At 74.4% G+C, this 17274-nt stretch carries 16 protein-coding genes; 9 read left to right on the top strand and 7 right to left on the bottom strand.

All coding sequences use genetic code 11. From position 1 onward, the window contains the following. Nucleotides 1-35: 35 nt before the first annotated feature. The 4 genes from IH48_RS35100 to IH48_RS0118305 all read right to left on the bottom strand — a co-directional run bounded on the left by IH48_RS35100 (nucleotide 36) and on the right by IH48_RS0118305 (nucleotide 5890). Nucleotides 36-2519: a sensor histidine kinase gene (locus IH48_RS35100; protein ID WP_078849835.1), complete on the bottom strand. Its 2484-nt coding sequence runs from the start codon at nucleotides 2517-2519 to the stop codon at nucleotides 36-38. Between the two features lie 158 nt (nucleotides 2520-2677). Beyond that, on the bottom strand, nucleotides 2678-3337 hold the full coding sequence (locus IH48_RS0118315; RefSeq protein WP_030905227.1) for a hypothetical protein: 660 nt from the start codon (nucleotides 3335-3337) through the stop codon (nucleotides 2678-2680). A gap of 67 nt (nucleotides 3338-3404) precedes the next feature. Continuing rightward, on the bottom strand, nucleotides 3405-5708 hold the full coding sequence (locus IH48_RS0118310; RefSeq protein ID WP_030905225.1) for a TOMM precursor leader peptide-binding protein: 2304 nt from the start codon (nucleotides 5706-5708) through the stop codon (nucleotides 3405-3407). Next, a complete protein-coding gene (locus tag IH48_RS0118305) occupies nucleotides 5705-5890 on the bottom strand; it encodes a hypothetical protein (RefSeq protein ID WP_030905223.1) in 186 nt (61 codons plus the stop codon). Before IH48_RS0118305 ends, IH48_RS0118310 begins: the two co-directional genes overlap by 4 nt. 365 nt (nucleotides 5891-6255) lie before the next feature. On the opposite strand from IH48_RS0118305, the gene IH48_RS0118300 reads away from it, so the two are divergent. Continuing rightward, nucleotides 6256-7074, top strand: coding sequence for an AfsR/SARP family transcriptional regulator (locus IH48_RS0118300; RefSeq protein ID WP_030905220.1), 819 nt, complete (start codon nucleotides 6256-6258; stop codon nucleotides 7072-7074). A gap of 74 nt (nucleotides 7075-7148) precedes the next feature. Here the strand turns inward: IH48_RS0118300 and IH48_RS0118295 are convergent, their stop codons facing one another. Together IH48_RS0118295 and IH48_RS0118290 are read right to left on the bottom strand one after the other, a co-directional pair. After that, nucleotides 7149-7856, bottom strand: a complete 708-nt coding sequence (locus tag IH48_RS0118295) for an alpha/beta hydrolase (protein WP_051840087.1) — start codon at nucleotides 7854-7856, stop codon at nucleotides 7149-7151. 99 nt (nucleotides 7857-7955) lie between these two features. Next, nucleotides 7956-8462 (bottom strand): flavin reductase family protein, encoded by a 507-nt coding sequence (locus IH48_RS0118290; RefSeq protein WP_037842496.1) that lies wholly within the window; start codon nucleotides 8460-8462, stop codon nucleotides 7956-7958. Between the two features lie 218 nt (nucleotides 8463-8680). On the opposite strand from IH48_RS0118290, the gene IH48_RS0118285 reads away from it, so the two are divergent. The 7 genes from IH48_RS0118285 (at nucleotide 8681) to IH48_RS0118255 (ending at nucleotide 15625) form a co-directional block, all read left to right on the top strand. Continuing rightward, nucleotides 8681-9934 carry a nucleotide disphospho-sugar-binding domain-containing protein gene (locus tag IH48_RS0118285; RefSeq protein ID WP_030905212.1) on the top strand — a complete coding sequence of 418 codons (1254 nt, stop codon included), beginning with the start codon at nucleotides 8681-8683 and terminating at the stop codon, nucleotides 9932-9934. Beyond that, on the top strand, nucleotides 9931-11103 hold the full coding sequence (locus tag IH48_RS0118280) for an acyl-CoA dehydrogenase family protein (protein ID WP_051840082.1): 1173 nt from the start codon (nucleotides 9931-9933) through the stop codon (nucleotides 11101-11103). The genes IH48_RS0118285 and IH48_RS0118280 overlap by 4 nt, the downstream gene beginning before the upstream one ends. A 13-nt stretch (nucleotides 11104-11116) precedes the next feature. After that, nucleotides 11117-11890: a cyclase family protein gene (locus tag IH48_RS0118275; protein WP_030905206.1), complete on the top strand. Its 774-nt coding sequence runs from the start codon at nucleotides 11117-11119 to the stop codon at nucleotides 11888-11890. Next, a complete protein-coding gene (locus IH48_RS0118270; RefSeq protein ID WP_051840079.1) occupies nucleotides 11887-12639 on the top strand; it encodes a thioesterase II family protein in 753 nt (250 codons plus the stop codon). Before IH48_RS0118275 ends, IH48_RS0118270 begins: the two co-directional genes overlap by 4 nt. 127 nt (nucleotides 12640-12766) lie before the next feature. Next, nucleotides 12767-14035: a beta-ketoacyl-[acyl-carrier-protein] synthase family protein gene (locus IH48_RS0118265; RefSeq protein ID WP_030905199.1), complete on the top strand. Its 1269-nt coding sequence runs from the start codon at nucleotides 12767-12769 to the stop codon at nucleotides 14033-14035. Beyond that, the gene (locus tag IH48_RS0118260) at nucleotides 14032-15294 is read left to right on the top strand and encodes a ketosynthase chain-length factor (RefSeq protein ID WP_051840077.1); all 1263 of its coding nucleotides are present in this window, start codon (nucleotides 14032-14034) and stop codon (nucleotides 15292-15294) included. The genes IH48_RS0118265 and IH48_RS0118260 overlap by 4 nt, the downstream gene beginning before the upstream one ends. 67 nt (nucleotides 15295-15361) lie before the next feature. Next, a complete protein-coding gene (locus tag IH48_RS0118255; protein ID WP_030905186.1) occupies nucleotides 15362-15625 on the top strand; it encodes an acyl carrier protein in 264 nt (87 codons plus the stop codon). A gap of 190 nt (nucleotides 15626-15815) precedes the next feature. Here IH48_RS0118255 and IH48_RS0118250 read toward each other — a convergent pair whose 3' ends face one another. Next, nucleotides 15816-16253 carry a nuclear transport factor 2 family protein gene (locus tag IH48_RS0118250; RefSeq protein WP_030905183.1) on the bottom strand — a complete coding sequence of 146 codons (438 nt, stop codon included), beginning with the start codon at nucleotides 16251-16253 and terminating at the stop codon, nucleotides 15816-15818. A 217-nt stretch (nucleotides 16254-16470) separates the two neighbouring features. On the opposite strand from IH48_RS0118250, the gene fabG reads away from it, so the two are divergent. After that, nucleotides 16471-17253 carry a 3-oxoacyl-ACP reductase FabG gene (gene fabG, locus IH48_RS0118245; RefSeq protein ID WP_030905180.1) on the top strand — a complete coding sequence of 261 codons (783 nt, stop codon included), beginning with the start codon at nucleotides 16471-16473 and terminating at the stop codon, nucleotides 17251-17253. Nucleotides 17254-17274: the final 21 nt, after the last annotated feature.

The following is a 17274-nucleotide window of genomic DNA, read 5'->3' as shown; positions in this document are numbered from 1 at the left end:
GCCGCGCGGTCGCCGCCCGGCAGGGCCCGCGCCCGTCACCCCGCGGGCGGCGCCGCGTGCGCCGCGTCGAGGTCCACCTCCACCCGCAGTTCGTACCAGCCGTCCCCGCACGCCCCCGCGGTCAGCGCGCCGCCCAGGTCCCGCAGCCGCGCGGACAGGTTGTTCAGGCCGCTGCCGCCGTCCGGGTCGTAGGGCGCGGGCGTCTCGCCCACCCCGTCGTTGGCCAGGGCGAAGACGACCGTGGCGTCGCACCGGTGGCCCGTGATGGCGCAGTGCTCCGCCTTGCTGTGGCGCAGCAGGTTCGTGAGCCCCTCGCGCAGGACGGTGGCGAGCGCGGTCTCCACCGCGTCGGGCAGCGGGCCGCATTCGAGGCCGACCGTGGTCTCGACCCCCGTTGTGCCGAGCACGGCGAGCGCCGACTCGACCTCGGCCGACAGCGACCTGCGGTGCTCGCCCTTGGTCACCGCGCGGATGTCGGCGAGCGCCTGCCCGGCGGTCGCGAGGATCTCCCCGAGCTCGGCCCTGGCGCGTTCCGGGTCGGTGGGCACGAGCCGGTAGGTCAGCTCGCACTTGAGGGTGATCGTGGACAGGCTCAGGCCCATCAGGTCGTGCAGGTCGCGCGCGAACCGCAGGCGCTCCCTGACCACGAGGAGCCGGGTCTGCTCGGCCCTCGACCGGTACAACTCGGCCACCAGGTCCTTCATCCTGGCGAGACCGAAGACGACGAGCCCGCAGGTGATCGCGGAGATGGAGAGCTCGGCGACGTCGGTGGTGTCCGTGCCCACGGCGACCAGGACCCCTGCGTTGCCCGCCACCAGGGCGCCGGCCAGCGGCCAGGCCGACGGGGAGGCGCGCAGCATCAGCAGGGACGCGACGAGGAATCCCGGGACCCCGAGCCACTCCTTGCCGAACACCAGGAACGGCGCGTACGTGAGGACCGCCTGCGCCCAGAACCACCACCAGCGGCCGCCCGGCAGACGGCGTGCCACGGCCGGGTGGACGCGGCAGAACTGCAGCGCCGCGATCGCCGCGAGCAGCGCGAGCGCGCCGAGCAGCGGCCGGCCGAGCAGCCCGCCGTTGGCGAGGTACGCGGCGTCGACGACGGTGTAGCCCACGAGCACGCAGCCGGTGATCGTCGCCGCGGTGCGCGGCGCCAGGCTCGTGCGGGGGCGCGCGGCGGCGACGGGGTCCGTCTGACGCGACGGGGCGTGCGCGCCGGCGTCGCAGGCACGGCCCGTGGCCGCGCCCATGGTGCCGGGCGGCCGGGCGGACGTGCCGGAACCGGCCGCCGCCGTGCCCGCGCGGTCCGTGCGCTCGGCGAGGGGGACACGCGCTTCCAGGAGGAACCAGCCGTCGGCGCGTACCCGCCCGTGCAGGCTGCCGCCGCGCCCGCCCACCCAGGCGGTGAGCACGTCGAGCCCGCCGCGCCCCTCCTCCCCGGCCGGCGCGGGCGCCCCGGTCACCCCGTCGTTCGCCAGGCTGAGCCGCACGGCGCCGTCGGCGTGCACGGTCTCGATGACGCAGCGCTCGGCGGAGCTGTGCCTGAGCATGTTGGTGAGCCCCTCGCGCAGCACGGTGGCGAGGAGGGTGTCGACGGGGCCGGGCAGCGGCTGGTCCGCCAGCCGTACGGTGGAGCGGATGCCGACGGCGGCGAGCATGGACTCCGCGGCCTCCGCCTCGGTCGCGAGGGAGACCTCGCGGTAGCCGCGGGCCACCGCGCGCACGTCGGCGAGCGCCTGCCGTGACATCCGCAGGATGTCGGCCAGTTCCTGTTGCGCGCGGTCGGTCCCGTTCCCCACCAGGCGCCTGACGTGCTCGCACTTGAAGCTGATCGCGGAGAGGCTGGTGCCGAGCAGGTCGTGCAGGTCCCGTGCGAAGCGCAGCCGTTCGGCGGCGAGCGCCAGGCCGGCGACCCGGGTGCGTGCCGCGCGCACCTCGGTGACGAGCGCGGCCAGCCGGGACAGGCCGAACACCCCGAGGGCGGCCAGCGCGACGGAGATGCTGGTGAGGACGATGTCCCAGCCGGCGCCGAGCCGGAGGAGCGCGTAGTCGGTCGCGGCCACCACGAGCAGGAAGGCCGGCCAGGCGAGCCGCGGGCGCAGCACCAGCAGAACCGATCCGGCAAGGAAGGCCGGCATGGACAGCCACGCCTCGCCGAGGTCGGCGAACGGCGCGAAGGAGGCGACGGCCTGCAGTCCGAGCGTCAGCCAGGCGACGGAGGCGAGCCGGGGCAGCAGCCACGGGAAGGAGTGCGCGAGTTGCAGGACCACGATCGCGGCCGCCGCGACGGCGCCCTCGGTGAGCCGCCAGGCCGTCAGGTGCTCGAGTACCGCGTACATCCCGTCGACGGTGATGATGCCGAGCAGGACCGTCACGGTGACGGCCACCGCCACGCGTGGCGGTAAATCGTTTCTGGCCGTGGAGGCGGGATCGCGCTCCGCGTCCTCCCCGCCCGAGCGCTCCTGTTCGTACCGGGCCGCGTCACCCTCGGTTGACGCCGCCGTTGTTGCGATCCCCATGCTCTTCACCGATCCCCTGCGGTGCGTTCACGGACCGAACATCATCCGCATGATAATCATCCCGGACGCGTATGTGAGGACGATTCACCGGGCCGATTGCCCGTGTTCGTCTCTCCGCTTCCCGCCTGTCCCCGTCTGCTCCGTCCCGTCCGCCCGGGTCAGGGCGACAGCGACAGCATCCGCGCCGCCACGAGGTACGCGACGAACGCGTCCGTCGCACCGGGCGGCAGCGGCAGCCGTGGCAGCCGCACCACGCGCTCCAGGTCGCGCAGGCGCATCCCGGGCACCCTCGCCATCAGCCACCGCGCCTCGGGCCCGTGCAACTCCACGCGGTGATCGCTGAGATCGGACTCCAGCACGAGCCCCGTCCCGCTCCGCGAGAAGCGCGCGCCCCGGGTGAGCGTCACCAGCGCGTCCCCGCGGCCACGCGGCAGCGGTACCGGCAGGAACCGCGCGGACCTGCCGGCGGGGCTGACGGTCACCATCAGGCCGGCACCCAGCATCAGATGGCGGTCCACCACGTAGCGGACGTCCGACAGGCGGCGCAAGAGGTCCACCGCGGCGGCGCTGCGGTGCGCCGGCGGGCTGTCGTACGCGGGGAAGTCCGGTACGAGGTTGGGCAGTCTCACCGGGCCGAGCGACATCCGCCGCAGGGCCTCGGCCAGCGCGGATGACGGGTCGTCGACCCGCAAACCGCCCCTGGGCGAGTCCACGAGCACGACGGCCCGTCCGCCGTACGTATCGGTGCGCACCGACGTGCCCTCGGGCAGCGACCAGGTCTCGGAGAGTTCCCTGGCCGCGAGTCGGTCGATCGTCATAGCCGTCATCTCGGGTGTGCAGCGCCTTTGGGGGGAAGGCCGGTGGTGGTACGGGTGCCCGTCCGCGTCACAGGAACAGGTGGACGGGGTTCAGGTCCTCGTAGCGGGTGGGTGCCGTGAGGTGTCCCAGGGCGACCGGGACGTCGAACAGCCTGCCGGGTGCGAACCGGTTCCAGTGCGAACGCAGGCCCGGCACGATCACCTTGACGACCGGCAGGCCGACGTCGGGGCGTGTCTGGTCGAGCACGAGCAGCTCGGAGCCCATGCCGCGCACCACCTCCTCGGCCGCCGCCACGTCCTCGCGCAGATCGGAGCGGGGCGTCCAGCGGTAGTGGCCGGGCCGTACCGGGGGCGCCGAGGGGTCCGGCGCGAGGTAGGGCTGGTCGGCGAGGGTGGCCGTCCGCATCCAGGACAGCGTGTCGGGGTCCGTCGTGCCGTAGCCGCTGCCGTCGGCCCGCGCGTCGAGCACGTGCGGGAGCATCTGGTTGAGCTCGGTCAGTGAGCGGCGCAGGGCGAGCGCGGGGTCGAAGTGCGCTCCGAAGCCCAGCATGATGTCCTGCTGCGGCTTGTCGGTGCGCCGCGACAGTGCGGCGAAGACCGGTATGCCCAGGTCCGACGTGAGGTCGAGCGCCCACACCTCGCGGTGCAACGAGCGGTGCACGGTGAGCAGTTCGCCGGTCCACGCGTCGGCGAACGCGGCGACGTCCACCGCGGCCCTGCGGGTGCGGTTGTACCACCACAGGCCGATGGCGTCGCGTTCGACGAGTTCGAGGAACCCCTGCAGCACGGCGTCCTCAAGGCTGCCGCCCGCCGCGTTGCCGTTGGAGCTGGCCGCGCAGAACGCCCGGCCGGAGCGCTGCGGCGCGTTGTAGTAGAGCAGCGCGGTCGGCAGCAGGCGCGAACACCCGGCCGTGAGCGACCAGACGGGCGACCAGTCGATGACGGCGTCCTCGTCGAACGGGTCGGTGACCTGGTGGAACGGGCCGTGCGTCGCGTTCCACTCCGCGCGTCCCGCGAACTGCCGCTCGTCGAAAAGCTGCACCGTGTCCGGGTGCAGCGCGCGCGGCGCGAGGCCGCGCAAGCTGCCGCGCACGATGGGCTCGTCGCCCTGGAGGTATCCGCTGTGGCGCTCCAGCGCCTCGGCGAGGGCGCCCACACGGGCCTGGAGCGCGGTGGTGCCCTTGCCGCCGCTGGTGGCGCGCAGCCCGGCCCGTACGGAGCCGATGCCGCGCGGGTCGGCGACCGGGTTGTGGCCCGCGTGGAAGGAGTTGAGGAACGCGGGGCCGCGCGGGTCCTGGCGTATCTCCTTGACGAGGCCGGTGAGCGGGTCGACCAGGTGGCCGAAGCGCTCCATGAACCGGCCGGGCGTCAGGGCGCGGTGGCCACCCCCGTCGGTGTCCTGCTTGGGGCGCGACGCGAGGACGACCGGGCCCCCGGCGCGCGCCGCGACCAGACCGGTGTCGCCGCACGCCGGGCACTGCGGCCGCCGGGTCACCTGGTGGCGGACGCCCTCAAGTGCGGGCCCGTCCAGCGTCCACAGCGCGCCCTGGCCCGGGTACCGGTGGCCCGCGAGCCACTTCGCCGCCTCCAGCGCCGCGAGCTGCAGCGCCGCGAGCCGGGCGGCGGGCAGCGAGCAGGAGGGACGCGGCACGGGTCCCGAGCGGTCCAGCATCCGCTGGACATGGGCCTCGACCTGGCGGCCGCGCCAGAGCCGGTCGGCGAGGCACGACCAGCAGGGGCCGTCCGATGTGCCGAAGAAGGGGCCGATCCACAGCTCGGTGCCGCACGCCTTGACCGGGAGCCAGGGGCGCCCGGCGGCGCGGTGCTCGGCGTCGAGGGCTTCGAGCCGCGGGTTCAGGTAGTCGTCGACCAGCACGACGTCGAGGTCGCTGCCGTGCCCCTGGCCGTCACCTGCAGACGTGTGGGTGCGCAGCCCCGCCGCTCGCAGCGCGCGCAGGAGCTCCGCCGCGTCGGTGCCCGGCAGGGCCAGCGCGCCGACGATCGACGCGTCGACCCCCGCGGCCGCCGCCTCGCCGTCGAGGCCGGCCGCCTCCCAGTACGTGCGGGCGGAGCGCCGGCCGGGGGTGAGCCCCCGCGGCCGGCGCGCCGACAGCAGGCCCGCCTCGACGAGGCGGCCCACCAGGCGTGTGGTCTGCTCGGCGGGGATGGTGGCCCCCGCCTCCTCGACGACCTGCTCCAGGTGGCGCGTGCCGTCGAGGAGCGGTGCGAGCGTGGCGATCTGCTCCCCGTGCAGGGCGGTGACCCGCTGGTCGGAGATCAGGTACACGGCCTCGCCCGGCACGCGCTCGACCTTCAGGAAGGGCTTGAAGCCCAGCACCGCGGCGCCCCCCGCTACGGCGGCCTCTCTCACAGGGCGTACCGGGCGAGCGTGGCGGACGCGGCCTCCTCGACGGCGGGTTCGGGGGCGACGCACAGGGTGCACAGGCAGATGCCGGCGGTGATGGGGTCGACTCCGCCGCGTGCCATGTGGGTCAGGTCCTCGATCATCAGGTCGTCGTAGCTGGAGCCGGCGGCGGCGAGGCTGGACTTCATGGTGTCTCCCGTTGGTGTGATGCGCGATGAGTGGTGTGGTGCGGTGCGATGTGGCGTGCGTGAGGTACGTGTTGTGCGTGACGTACGTGCTGTGCGTGGCACGAGCGGGCGGTGGACCGGCGGATCCGGCGCCGGATGCGCTCTCCCTGCCGACGGACTGAAGTCTCGTCCCGGTCCCGCGGCCCGTGCCAGTGCCGTCCTCATGCTCCGCGTATGAAAGTTTCACGGTCGGCGCAGGTGCCGATTCACCCCGTATCGAGGAGTGCGGCACTGGGGCGCGGCCGCCCCCGGTGGGACTGTCGAGGCAGGTTGAGGAACGGATGTACCGACGGGGGCATCCGGCTCACCGCACCACGGAGGTACCCATGGAAATCAAGATCCTCGGACCGCTGAGCGCAGAGGTGGGCGGCAGGTCGATCGTGCCGAGCGCGGGCAAGCCGCGCCAGATCCTCGCGCTGCTGTCCCTCTACGCGGGCCAGGTCATGCCCGTACCCACGCTGATGGAGGAGATCTGGGGCACCGAGATGCCGCGGAGCGCCCTGACGACCCTCCAGACGTACATCCTCCAGCTGCGCAGGCTGCTGGCCAGCGCCTACGGCCCCGACCCGCTGCACAGCTCGAAGGAGGTGCTGGCCACCCGGCACGGCGGCTACCTGCTCGACGTGCAGCCGGGCAGCGTCGACGTGCACGAGTACGACCGTCTCGTGGCGGTGGGCGGCGCCGCGGCAGGGCGCTGCGACGACGCCGAGGCCGCGGCGCGCTACCGCGAGGCGCTGTCGCTGTGGCGGGGGCCCGCGCTGGTCGACGTGCGGATCGGGCCGCTGCTCGAGATCGAGCTGGTGCGCCTGGAGGAGAGCCGGCTCGGCGTGCTCGGCCGGCGCATCGACGCCGACCTGCGCCTCGGCAGGCACGACGAGCTGCTCGCCGAACTCACCTCGCTGACGGCCAGGCACCCCCTGCACGAGGGGCTGCACGCCCAGTGCATGGTGGCGCTCTACCGTGCCGGGATGCAGTGGCGCGCGCTGGAGGTCTACAACGGCCTGCGCACCAGCCTCGCCGAGGAGCTGGGCCTCGACCCGACCGTGCGGCTGCGGCGGCTGCACCAGGCCATCCTGGCGGCCGACCCGGCGCTCGAACCGCAGCAGGCCGAACGGCGGCCCGCGCTCGACCTGTTCGCCGCCTGACCGGGGTGCGCGGCCCACGCGGCAGGGGCCCCGGCGGACAGCCTCTCAGTCCGCCGGGCCGGGCCGGGAGCGGCTCAGCGGCCGTACCCGACGGCCAGGGCCGTCCGCAGGTCGCCGTCCTCGGCCAGGGCGCCGAGCAGCGGCGCCGGCAGCTCGCGGCAGCCGAGCGTGGACAGCATGAAGTCCGTCGTGACCGACCAGACGTCCGCGGCCCGGTTGAGCAGAGTGTGCGAGCCGCCCCGCACCTCGAACCTGCAGACGTCCGTGACGCGCCTGGCGCGCTCCGCGAACGCCAGGGACATGGCGGGCGTCGCCTCGCTCTTGTCCTTGTCACCGTGGACGATGAGGATCTTGCGGCCCGCGAGGTGGTCCACCGGATCCTCGTCAGGCAGCCACGGCGCGACGCCGGTCACACTGACCACGTTGCGGTGGCCGCCGACGCGGAACGCGGCGCGCCCGCCGAGGGAGTTGCCGAGCACCGCGACGGGAACGTCCCCGTAGAGCCTGGCCAGTTCGCCGAGCGCCCACTCGGCGTCGACCGCGGTGCTCGCCTCCTCGCCGTTCCAGCCCCGGAAGCGGTAGCGCAGCAGGTGCACCGCCACACCGCCCGAGGCGCCGGACCCGGCCAGCCGGGCGGCCGGGGCCTTCAGGCCCCACAGGGCGAGCCTCATCGGCCCGCGGTGGCTCGCGACCGAGCCGCCGGGCAGCAGGAGCGCGACCGCGCGCACGTCCTCGGCACCCTGGCGGGGCGTCAGCTCCGCGGAACGCTCTTTCCCGTTCATCCTCACGACCCCTGTCCGATCTCACCCGCGGCCTCACCGCGACGTGATCAGTATCGCGCCCACGCCGGGCCCCTGTACGGCAGTTGCGGCCACCGGCCGTCAGTGCCCCGCGCCGGCCAGCTCCTCGTCAGGCCGGAAGACGCTGAAGGCGCGGTTGTGGTAGAGCAGCGGCCTGACGGGGAACGTCGTGACGTTCTCCATCCGGCCGATCAGGATCCGGTGGTCGCCCGCGTCGAAGCTCCGTACGGTCACGCACTCCGCCTGGCCGAGGCAGCCGCCGCTCAGCACCGGCGCGCCGCCGGCCAGGAGCGAGGGCGTCCACCGCACCGCGTCGAACTTGCGCGGGGACTTGCCCGCGAACGCCATGGCCACCTCGTCCGCGCCCTCGGCCAGGACGTTCACGACGAAAGCGCCGGTCGCGGCGAGCGCGGGCAGGGTCCTCGAGCGCCGGTCGACGCACACCAGCAGCAGCGGCGGGTCCATCGACACCGCCGACAGGGCGTTGCAGGTGAAGCCGCGCGGCTCGCCCGCACCGTCCAGCGTCGTGACGACCGCGACGGCGGTCGGGAACGCCCCGAAGAACGACCGGAATCCATCTCTGTCCACCGCTGATCCACCTCTTCGCTCGAACGCAAGGAAACGCGACGACTCGTGGCAGGCGGGGCCGGGCCGCCGGCGCCGCAGGATGTCTCCCCGGCCTCGAACCCCGCTGGACCCGGCGCCGAGCGCGCGGCCCGCGCGTTCCTCCAGCCGCGCCCGGCGCGGAGTCGAGCGGGACAGCGGTCAATTCCTCCATACCCGTTACTCACCCCTGGGTGGTCACCGTGCGCATTCTCTTCACCGCGTGGGCATGGCCCTCGCATGTCTTCCCGATGGTCCCGCTGGCCTGGGCCTGCCAGGCGGCGGGGCACGAGGTCCGGGTCGCGAGCACCGCGTCGATCGAGGCGGCCGTCGCCCACACGGGCCTCACGTCCGTGGTGGCGGGCGCCGAGCCCGACCTGCCGGCCATGTCCACGAAGGGCGCGCTCACGTCCTGGCACACGCAGGGCCGCTGGCCGTCCGAGTGGACGCGCCACTTCGACCTGCTCGATCCCGGGCAGCGCGGCGTCCTCGACGCGCTCGCGGCCAAGGAGATCGCCATGGCCGAGGCGATGGCGGACGGGCTCGTCGCCTTCGCGCGTGTCTGGCGGCCCGACCTGGTGGTGCACGACGCGGTGAGCTACGCGGGCGCCGTCGCGGCGTCCGCGCTCGGCGTGCCGTCGGCCAGCCACATGTGGGGAAGCGTCGACGTGATGCACAACGAGCGCACCCTGGAGGGCGAGCCGCGGGCCGAACTGCTGCGGCTGTTCGAACGGTTCGGCGCCGAACCGCGCATCGACCCCGACGTGTGGCTCGACCCGTGCCCGCCCCGGCTGCGCATCGCCGGCGGCCGTGGCCGGCAGTCCATCCGCTACGTCCCGTACAACGGCCCCGGGGCGCTGCCCGACTGGCTGATCGACCCGGCGCCGCGCCGGCGCGTCTGCGTGACCTGGGGTGTCACCACCGGGCGCATCGGACTCGGCGGACCGGGAGACCTGCTCGACGAGGTCGTCGAGGCGGTGGGCGGCCTGGACGCCGAGCTCGTACTCGCGCTCGCACCCGGCCAGGCCGAACGGCTCGGCACGCTGCCCGAGGGCACGCGCGTCGTGGAGGGGCTGCCGCTCAACCTGCTGCTGCCGAGCTGCGACGCCGTGGTCCACCAGGGCGGCGGCGGCACGTCCATGACCTCGACGGCGGCGGGCGTGCCCCAGCTCGTCGTCTCCCCGCGGCCCGAGCAGATGCTCACCGGCGACCGCCTCGCCGCCGTGGGGGCCGGCAGGCACCTCGTGCGGGGTGAGCTGCTGCGGGAGAAGGACCCCGTGCCGGTCGTGCGCGAGGCCGTGCGCGCGCTGCTCGACGACCCGTCGTACCGCACCCGCGCCACGGAGCTGCGCGACGAGGTGGCGGCCATGCCGTCGCCCGCGGGCGTCGTGGCGGTGCTGGAACGCCTGGTCGCCGAGCGTACGGGCGCCACGCGGGAAGCGGCGGTGGCGCGATGAGCGCGGCACGCGTCGAGGAGGCGCCCGCCGTGATCGCGCGGCGGCCCGCCCCACGCTCCCTGACCGAGGGCGCGCGCCACGTCCTCACCGCCGTCGCGGACAGCGCGGAGGCGGTCGAGGCGGCCAGGTCCCTGGACGTGACGACGGCCGACGCCCTCTCGGACGCCGGGTTCGCGCGCCACTTCGTCCCCACGGCACACGGCGGCACCGGCGGCACCTACCGGGACTTCTGCGACGCCGTCGCCCTGCTCGGCGAGGCCGGCGCCTCCGCCGCGTGGTGCGCCTCCGTCTACGCGGCGATGGGCATACTCGGCGCACACCTGCCAGAGCGCGGCCGCGCCGAGCTGTGGCGCGCAGGGCCCGACACCCGGATCGCCGGGTCGTTCGCGCCCGCGGGACACGTCGAATCGGTGCCGGGCGGCTGGCGGCTGAACGGCGAGTGGGCCTTCGCCAGCGGCGTCGGCAGCGCCGAGTGGACGTTCCTCGGCGCGATGGCGCCTGCCGGCGACGGCCGCCAGTACCGGTTCTTCGCGGTGCCGCGCGGCGCGTACCGCGTGCTCGACACGTGGCACAACGTCGGCCTGCGTGGCACGGGCAGCAACACCGTGGCCCTGCGTGACGTCCTGGTGCCCGAACACCGCTCGTTCGCGCAGAGCGCGCTGATGGCGGGCACGGCGGGCGCCGACCCCTGCCACGCGGCGCCGTACAAGACCGTCAACGGCCTCAACTTCCTGACGCCCGCCCTGGGCGCGGCACGCGCGGGGCTGCGCCTGTGGTCCGCCGGTGTGGCGCACAAGCGCGAGGTCACCGGGGGCGCGACCAGGGACCGCGGCTCGATCAGGGAGGCGCTCGCCCGCTCGGCCGCCGAGCTCGACCTCGTCGAGATGGTGGTGGCACGCGCGGCGGGCGCCGCCGACGCGGGGGAGCACGACGGGCCCCACCTGGCGCGCGCCCAGCGGGACTTCGCCGTCGCCGCAGAACTGCTCACCGCTGTCGTGGACCGGCTGTTCCGGCTCGGCGGGGCGCGCGGCCAGACCGAGGACTCGGCGCTCCAGCGCATCTGGCGGGACGTCAACTGCGCCGCCGGGCACGCCTCGCTGCAGTTCGACCCCGCCGCCGCGGCGTACGCGCGGCAGGCGTTCGCCGCCTTCGACACACCACGACCCTGACCAGGAGGCCACCGTGCACACGATCGACCTGTCGTCCCCCGTGGACGCCTCCGGCTGGGAGCCGGACCCCATAGTCCACGAGATCATGACGCCCGCCGAGGGCGCACGCCACATGAGCGAGGAGATGAAGCTCCACTTCGGTCTCGACTTCGACCCGTCCGTGCTGCCGGACGGCGAGCTCCTCTCGCTGGACACACTCACCCTCACCAGCCACACCGGCACCCACGTCGACGCCCCGTCCCACTACGGCTCCACCGGCCCGAACGGGCGGCCGAGGAACATCGACGAGATGCCCCTCGACTGGTTCCTGCGGCCCGGCGTCGTCCTTGACGTCACCGGCGCGGGCACCGGCGTCATCGGGGTGGACCGCATCGAGAAGGAGCTCGCGCGCATCGGCTACCGGCCGCAGCCCCTCGACATCGTCCTGCTGCACACGGGCGCCGCACGGCACGCGGGGAAGCCCGAGTACTTCACCGAGTTCGCGGGCCTGGACGGGCCCGCCACCGACTATCTGCTCGACCTCGGCGTGCGCGTGATCGGCACCGACGCGTGGAGCCTGGACGCGCCCTTCGGCCACATGATCCGCGCCTACCAGGAGACCGGCGACACCTCCGTGCTGTGGCCGGCGCACTTCGCCGGCCGCCGCCGCGAGTACTGCCAGATCGAACGGCTTGCCCAACTCGACGAGCTGCCGGAGCCGTTCGGATTCCGCGTGGCGTGCTTCCCGGTCAAGATCGCCGGGGCGGGCGCCGGCTGGACGCGCGCTGTCGCGCTGGTGGACGAATGAGCGCCGCCCTGCCGCCCTGGCTGTTCTGCTTCCACCACGCCGGAGCCGGCACCTCGGCCTTCGCGCAGTGGCAGGCCGTGCTCGGCGACACCGCCGAGGTGGTGCCGATCCTGCTGCCGGGCCGCGGCACCCGGGTACGCGAGGCCAGGATCACCGACCCCGTCGAACTCGTCGCCGAGATCGAGGCCTTGGTCGGCCCGATGGCGGACGAGCGCCCCTACCTCGTCTACGGGCACAGCCTCGGCGGCCTCGCCGCCTACACGTTCGCGCGCACCAGGTGCGCCGCGGGCCTGCGCCCGCCGGAGCGCGTCGTGGTCGGGGCCGTGCAGCCGCCGCACCTGCGCTCCCCCGTGCTGCGCAGCGCCCACCTGCCCGACCTGGAACTGCTGTTCCTGCTGGTCGGCTTCGGTGCCCTGCCGCTCGAAGCACTCCACCACGAGGAGCTGTGGCGGCGCAGGGTGCTGCCCGCGCTCCGCGACGACCTCAAGCTCGGCGAGGCGCTCTGCGTCACGGAGACGTCGCCCGCGCACCCACTCGACGCGCCGATCCTCGCGGTGGGCGGGTCACGCGACCCGATCGCGCCGCTGAGCGGCATGGCCGAGTGGGCGCGGTACGCGCCCGGCGGCTTCGAGCTGCGCACCGTGCCGGGCGACCACTTCTTCGTGCGGCGGCCCGCGATCGCGGAGCTGCTGCGCGACGTGGTGGCGGGCCTGCCCGCCACCCACCGCCGCGAGTCGAGTGCGGTTTGAGCCACCGGTGTCAGATTCGTGCGAACAGCACTGACCAGGAAGGAGGTGCGGCCGTGAGGCGGGAACACACGCGAGGACACACCCTGGCCGCGACGCGGGCGGCGGGCCAGGACACGAGGGGGCCGCGATGAGCCGCCGGGTGGCGATCACCGGCATCGGCGTCGTCGCGCCCGGCGGGATCGGTACGAAGGCGTACTGGTCCTTGCTGACCGAGGGCAGGACCGCCACCAGGGCCATCTCCCTGTTCGACGCCTCGCCCTTCAGGTCGAGGATCGCGGCCGAGGTCGACTTCGACCCGGTCGCGCAGGGGCTGACGGAGCAGGACGCGGCACGGCTCGACCGGGCCGCGCAGTTCGCGCTCGTCGCCGCGCGCGAGGCGGTCGCCGACAGCGGCCGCGACCTGGCGGCGGCAGACCCGTTCCGTACCGGCGTCACCATCGGCAGCGCCGTCGGCGCGACCACGGGACTCGACACCGAGTACGCGGTCGTCAGCGACCGCGGCGCGCGGTGGCTGGTGGACCACACCCGCGCGGTGGACCACCTCTACGACTACTTCGTGCCCAGCTCCTTCGCCGCCGAGGTGGCGTGGGCGGTCGGCGCGCAGGGCCCCACGGCCGTCGTCTCCACGGGATGCACCTCGGGACTCGACTCCCTCGGCCACGCCGTCGAGCTGATCCGGGAGGGCAGCGCCGACACCATGGTCGCCGGCGCGACCGAGGCGCCCATCTCGCCCATCTCCGTGGCGTGTTTCGACGCGATCAGGGCGACGTCGCCGCGCAACGACGACCCGGAGCACGCCTCGCGCCCCTTCGACCGCACCCGCAACGGCTTCGTGCTGGGCGAGGGCTCCGCGGTGTTCGTGCTGGAGGAGTTCGAGCAGGCGCGGCGCAGGGGCGCGCACATCTACGCGGAGGTCGCCGGCTTCGCCTCGCGCAGCAACGCCTTCCACATGACGGGGCTGCGCGCGGACGGCAAGGAGATGGCGGAGGCCATCACGGTCGCGCTCGGCGAGGCACGGCTCGCGCCGACGGCGGTGGACTACGTCAACGCCCACGGCTCGGGCACCAAGCAGAACGACCGGCACGAGACCGCCGCGTTCAAGCGCGCGCTCGGCGACCACGCCTACGCGACGCCCGTCAGCTCGATCAAGTCGATGATCGGGCACTCCCTCGGGGCCATCGGCTCGCTGGAGATCGCCGCATCGGCGCTCGCCGTCGAGCACGACGTCGTCCCGCCGACGGCGAACCTGCACGAGGCCGACCCCGAGTGCGACCTCGACTACACCCCGATCACCGCCAGGGAGCGGACCGTCGACACCGTCCTGAGTGTCGGCAGCGGCTTCGGCGGCTTCCAGAGCGCCATGGTGCTCACCAAGCCCGAGAGGAGGGCGGCATGACGAGCGCCACGGCACCGAGGACCGCGCCGGGCGACCGCCGCGCGGAGACGGCCGCACCCGTGTTCACCGGGATCGGGGTGGCCGCCCCCAACGGGCTCGGCACCCGCGACTGGTGGCGGGCGACGCTCGCAGGCGAGAGCGGCATCCGGCCGGTGTCGCGCTTCGACGCGTCCGGCTACCCGGCCACGCTCGCGGGCGAGGTCCCGGGGTTCGACCCCCAGGCGCGCATCCCGAACCGGCTGCTGCCGCAGACAGACCACATGACCCGGCTCGCGCTCACGGCGGCCGATGAGGCCCTCGCTGACTCGGGCGCGGACGTCGGCCAGGCACCCGACCTCACGGCGGGCGTCGCCACGGCGGCCTCGGCGGGCGGGTTCGAGTTCGGGCAGCGCGAGTTGCAGGCGCTGTGGAGCAAGGGGGGCCAGTACGTCAGCGCGTACCAGTCCTTCGCCTGGTTCTACGCCGTCAACGCCGGCCAGATCTCCATCAAGCACGGCCTCGGCGGGCCCAGCGGTGTGCTCGTCACCGAGCAGGCCGGCGGGCTCGACGCCGTCGCCCAGGCGCGCAGGCACCTGCGCAAGGGCAGCAGGCTCATCGTCACCGGCGGCGTCGACGGCGCCGTCTGCCCGTGGGGCTGGACGGCGCAGCTCACCGGCGGGCGGATGACGACCGTGTCGGATCCGGCCGCCGCCTACCTGCCGTTCGACGCGGCCGCGAGCGGCCACGTGCCGGGCGAGGGCGGCGCCATCCTCGTACTGGAGGCCGAGGCGGCGGCACGCGAGCGCGGCGCCCGCACGTACGGCGCGTTCGCCGGGTACGCGGCCACCTTCGACCCGCCGCCCGGCAGCGGCGGCGAGCCGGGACTGCGCAGGGCGATCGAGCTGGCGCTCGCGGACGCGGGAACGGCCCCCGAGCAGGTCGACGCGGTCTTCGCGGACGCGGCCGGCGTGCTGTCACTCGACCGCGCGGAATCGGCGGCGATCCGCGCCGTCTTCGGGGAGCGTGCCGTGCCGGTCACCGCGCCGAAGACCATGACCGGCAGGCTCCAGGCGGGGGCGGGCTCGCTCGACCTGGCCGCGGCGCTGCTCTCGATCAGGGACGGCGTGCTCCCGCCGACCGTGGGCGTACGCCCGGACCCCGGCCACGGCCTCGACCTGGTGACGTCCGCACGTGAGTGCCGGGTGCGCACGGCGCTCGTACTCGCCCGCGGCCAGGGCGGGTTCAACGCGGCCACCGTGGTCACGGCGGCCGGCTCCTGACCGGCGCCCTTCACACCCCACCGCACCAACCACCCACCGCACCACCGACGAGAGACGGAGACACACCATGACGCTCGCAGAACTCACCGCCTTGCTGCGCGAATGCGCGGGAGAGGACGAGGGGGTCGACCTGGACGGCGACACGCTGGACACCCCGCTCGCCGAGCTGAAGTACGACTCGCTCGCCGTGCTCCAGACCGCCGGCCGCATCGAGTGCGACTACGGCATACGGCTGTCGGACGACGCGGTCGCCGAGGCGCACACCCCGAGGCTCCTGCTGGACTTCATCAACGAGAGCCTCGCCGAGTCCCGCGCGCAGGCCGCCGCCTGACGCGCCCGCGGCCCCCGAGCCCCCCACCGGCGAGTGCCGGCCCCGCCCGTGCGGGGCGGGCACTCGCTTTCGTGCGCCCGCCGCCGGCGGCAGCGGGGCACGCGCACAGCACGGCAGGCCCGTACGCCGGGGGAGCGTTACGGGCCTGCCGTGGATCCGGGGGCCGGGCGTGCCGGCCGGGGTGGGCGCGTCAGACGAGGTCGTCGCGGGTGACGTGGCGGTCCCGCACGAGCCAGCCGCCCTCGTGGCGCACCAGCACGTCCTCGCAGAGCGTGCTCGCCCTGATGGCCGCCTGCCCGCCGCGCGGCGTCTCGACGACCAGGGCGTAGCAGCGTGCGCTGACGCGGTCGCCGTGGTCCTCCACGGACAGCATGCCGAGCCAGTGGCGGCGCTGCACGCCCTTGGCGGCGTACTCGTCGGTGGCCTTGCGTGCCGACGCGGCGATGACGGCCCGGCCCACGGCGGGCTGCGGGTGCGCGTTGGCCGCGAAGACGCCGTCGCGGGTGAAGGTGTCGGCCCACAGCTCGGCCTTCCCGCTGTCGAGCAGGTGCATCTGGCGCGCGTAGAACTGCTGGACCTGCTGGTACAGGTCGGTCGTCGTGGCGACCGGGTACTCCGTGACGGTCATGGAGAGCTCCTCCGTGTGGTTCCTGCGGATCGTTCCTGCGGACGTGGCACCCGAGGGTCGCCGCGGCCCCTCGCGCCCCGGCTGACGGCCGCTGGAGCAGGCGCCGCACCCCGCCCCGCCGCCGTGTCCACCGCCTCTCGACGGCCGTTCGAGCACCGTTCGCCAGCTTGGGAGCGTCGACGGCCGACCGGCCGGCCAGCGAGAGGAGCGCAAAGCCATGGGGAACGAGGGACGGGTCGCCCTGGTCACCGGGGGTACCAGCGGGATCGGGCTCGCGGTCGCGACCGATCTGGCGCGCAGCGGACACCGCGTGGTCGTCTGCGCCCGCAGCGCCGACACCACGGAGCTCACCGTCAAGGAGCTGCGCGCGCAGGGCCTCGACGTGCACGGCGAGGTCGCCGACGTGCGGCGCGCCGAGGACGTCAGGCGCCTGGTCGCGGCCACCGTCGAGCGGCACGGCCGCATCGACGTGCTGGTGAACAACGCCGGCCGCAGCGGCGGCGGCGTCACCGCGCAGATCGAGGACGACCTCTGGTACGACGTGATCGCGACCAACCTGCACAGCGTCTTCCTGATGACGCGTGAGGTGCTGAACGCCGGCGGCCTTCAGGAGCGCGGCTGGGGCCGGATCATCAACATCGCGTCCACGGGCGGCAAGCAGGGCGTCGTGCTCGGGGCCCCCTACTCCGCGTCCAAGCACGGCGTCATCGGCTTCACGAAGGCCCTCGGCCTCGAACTCGCGAAGACCGGTGTCACCGTCAACGCGGTGTGCCCGGGGTACGTGGAGACGCCGATGGCGCAGCGCGTCAGGCAGGGCTACGCGGCCGCCTACGACACGACCGAGGACGCCATCCTGGAGCGCTTCTCGACGAAGATCCCGCTCGGCCGGTACTCCACGCCGGAGGAGGTCGCCGGCCTCGTCGGCTACCTGGCGACCGACACGGCCGCCTCCATCACGGCCCAGGCGCTCAACGTCTGCGGCGGCCTCGGCAACTACTGAGCCGCGCACGCCCCGCGCCCC

The sequence above is a fragment of the Streptomyces sp. NRRL F-5126 genome, from assembly GCF_000721265.1.
In the GTDB taxonomy this organism is placed as follows: Bacteria; Actinomycetota; Actinomycetes; order Streptomycetales; family Streptomycetaceae; genus Streptomyces.
Note: the sequence above shows the minus strand (reverse complement) of the source record. Positions and strands in the feature narration are given on the sequence as shown.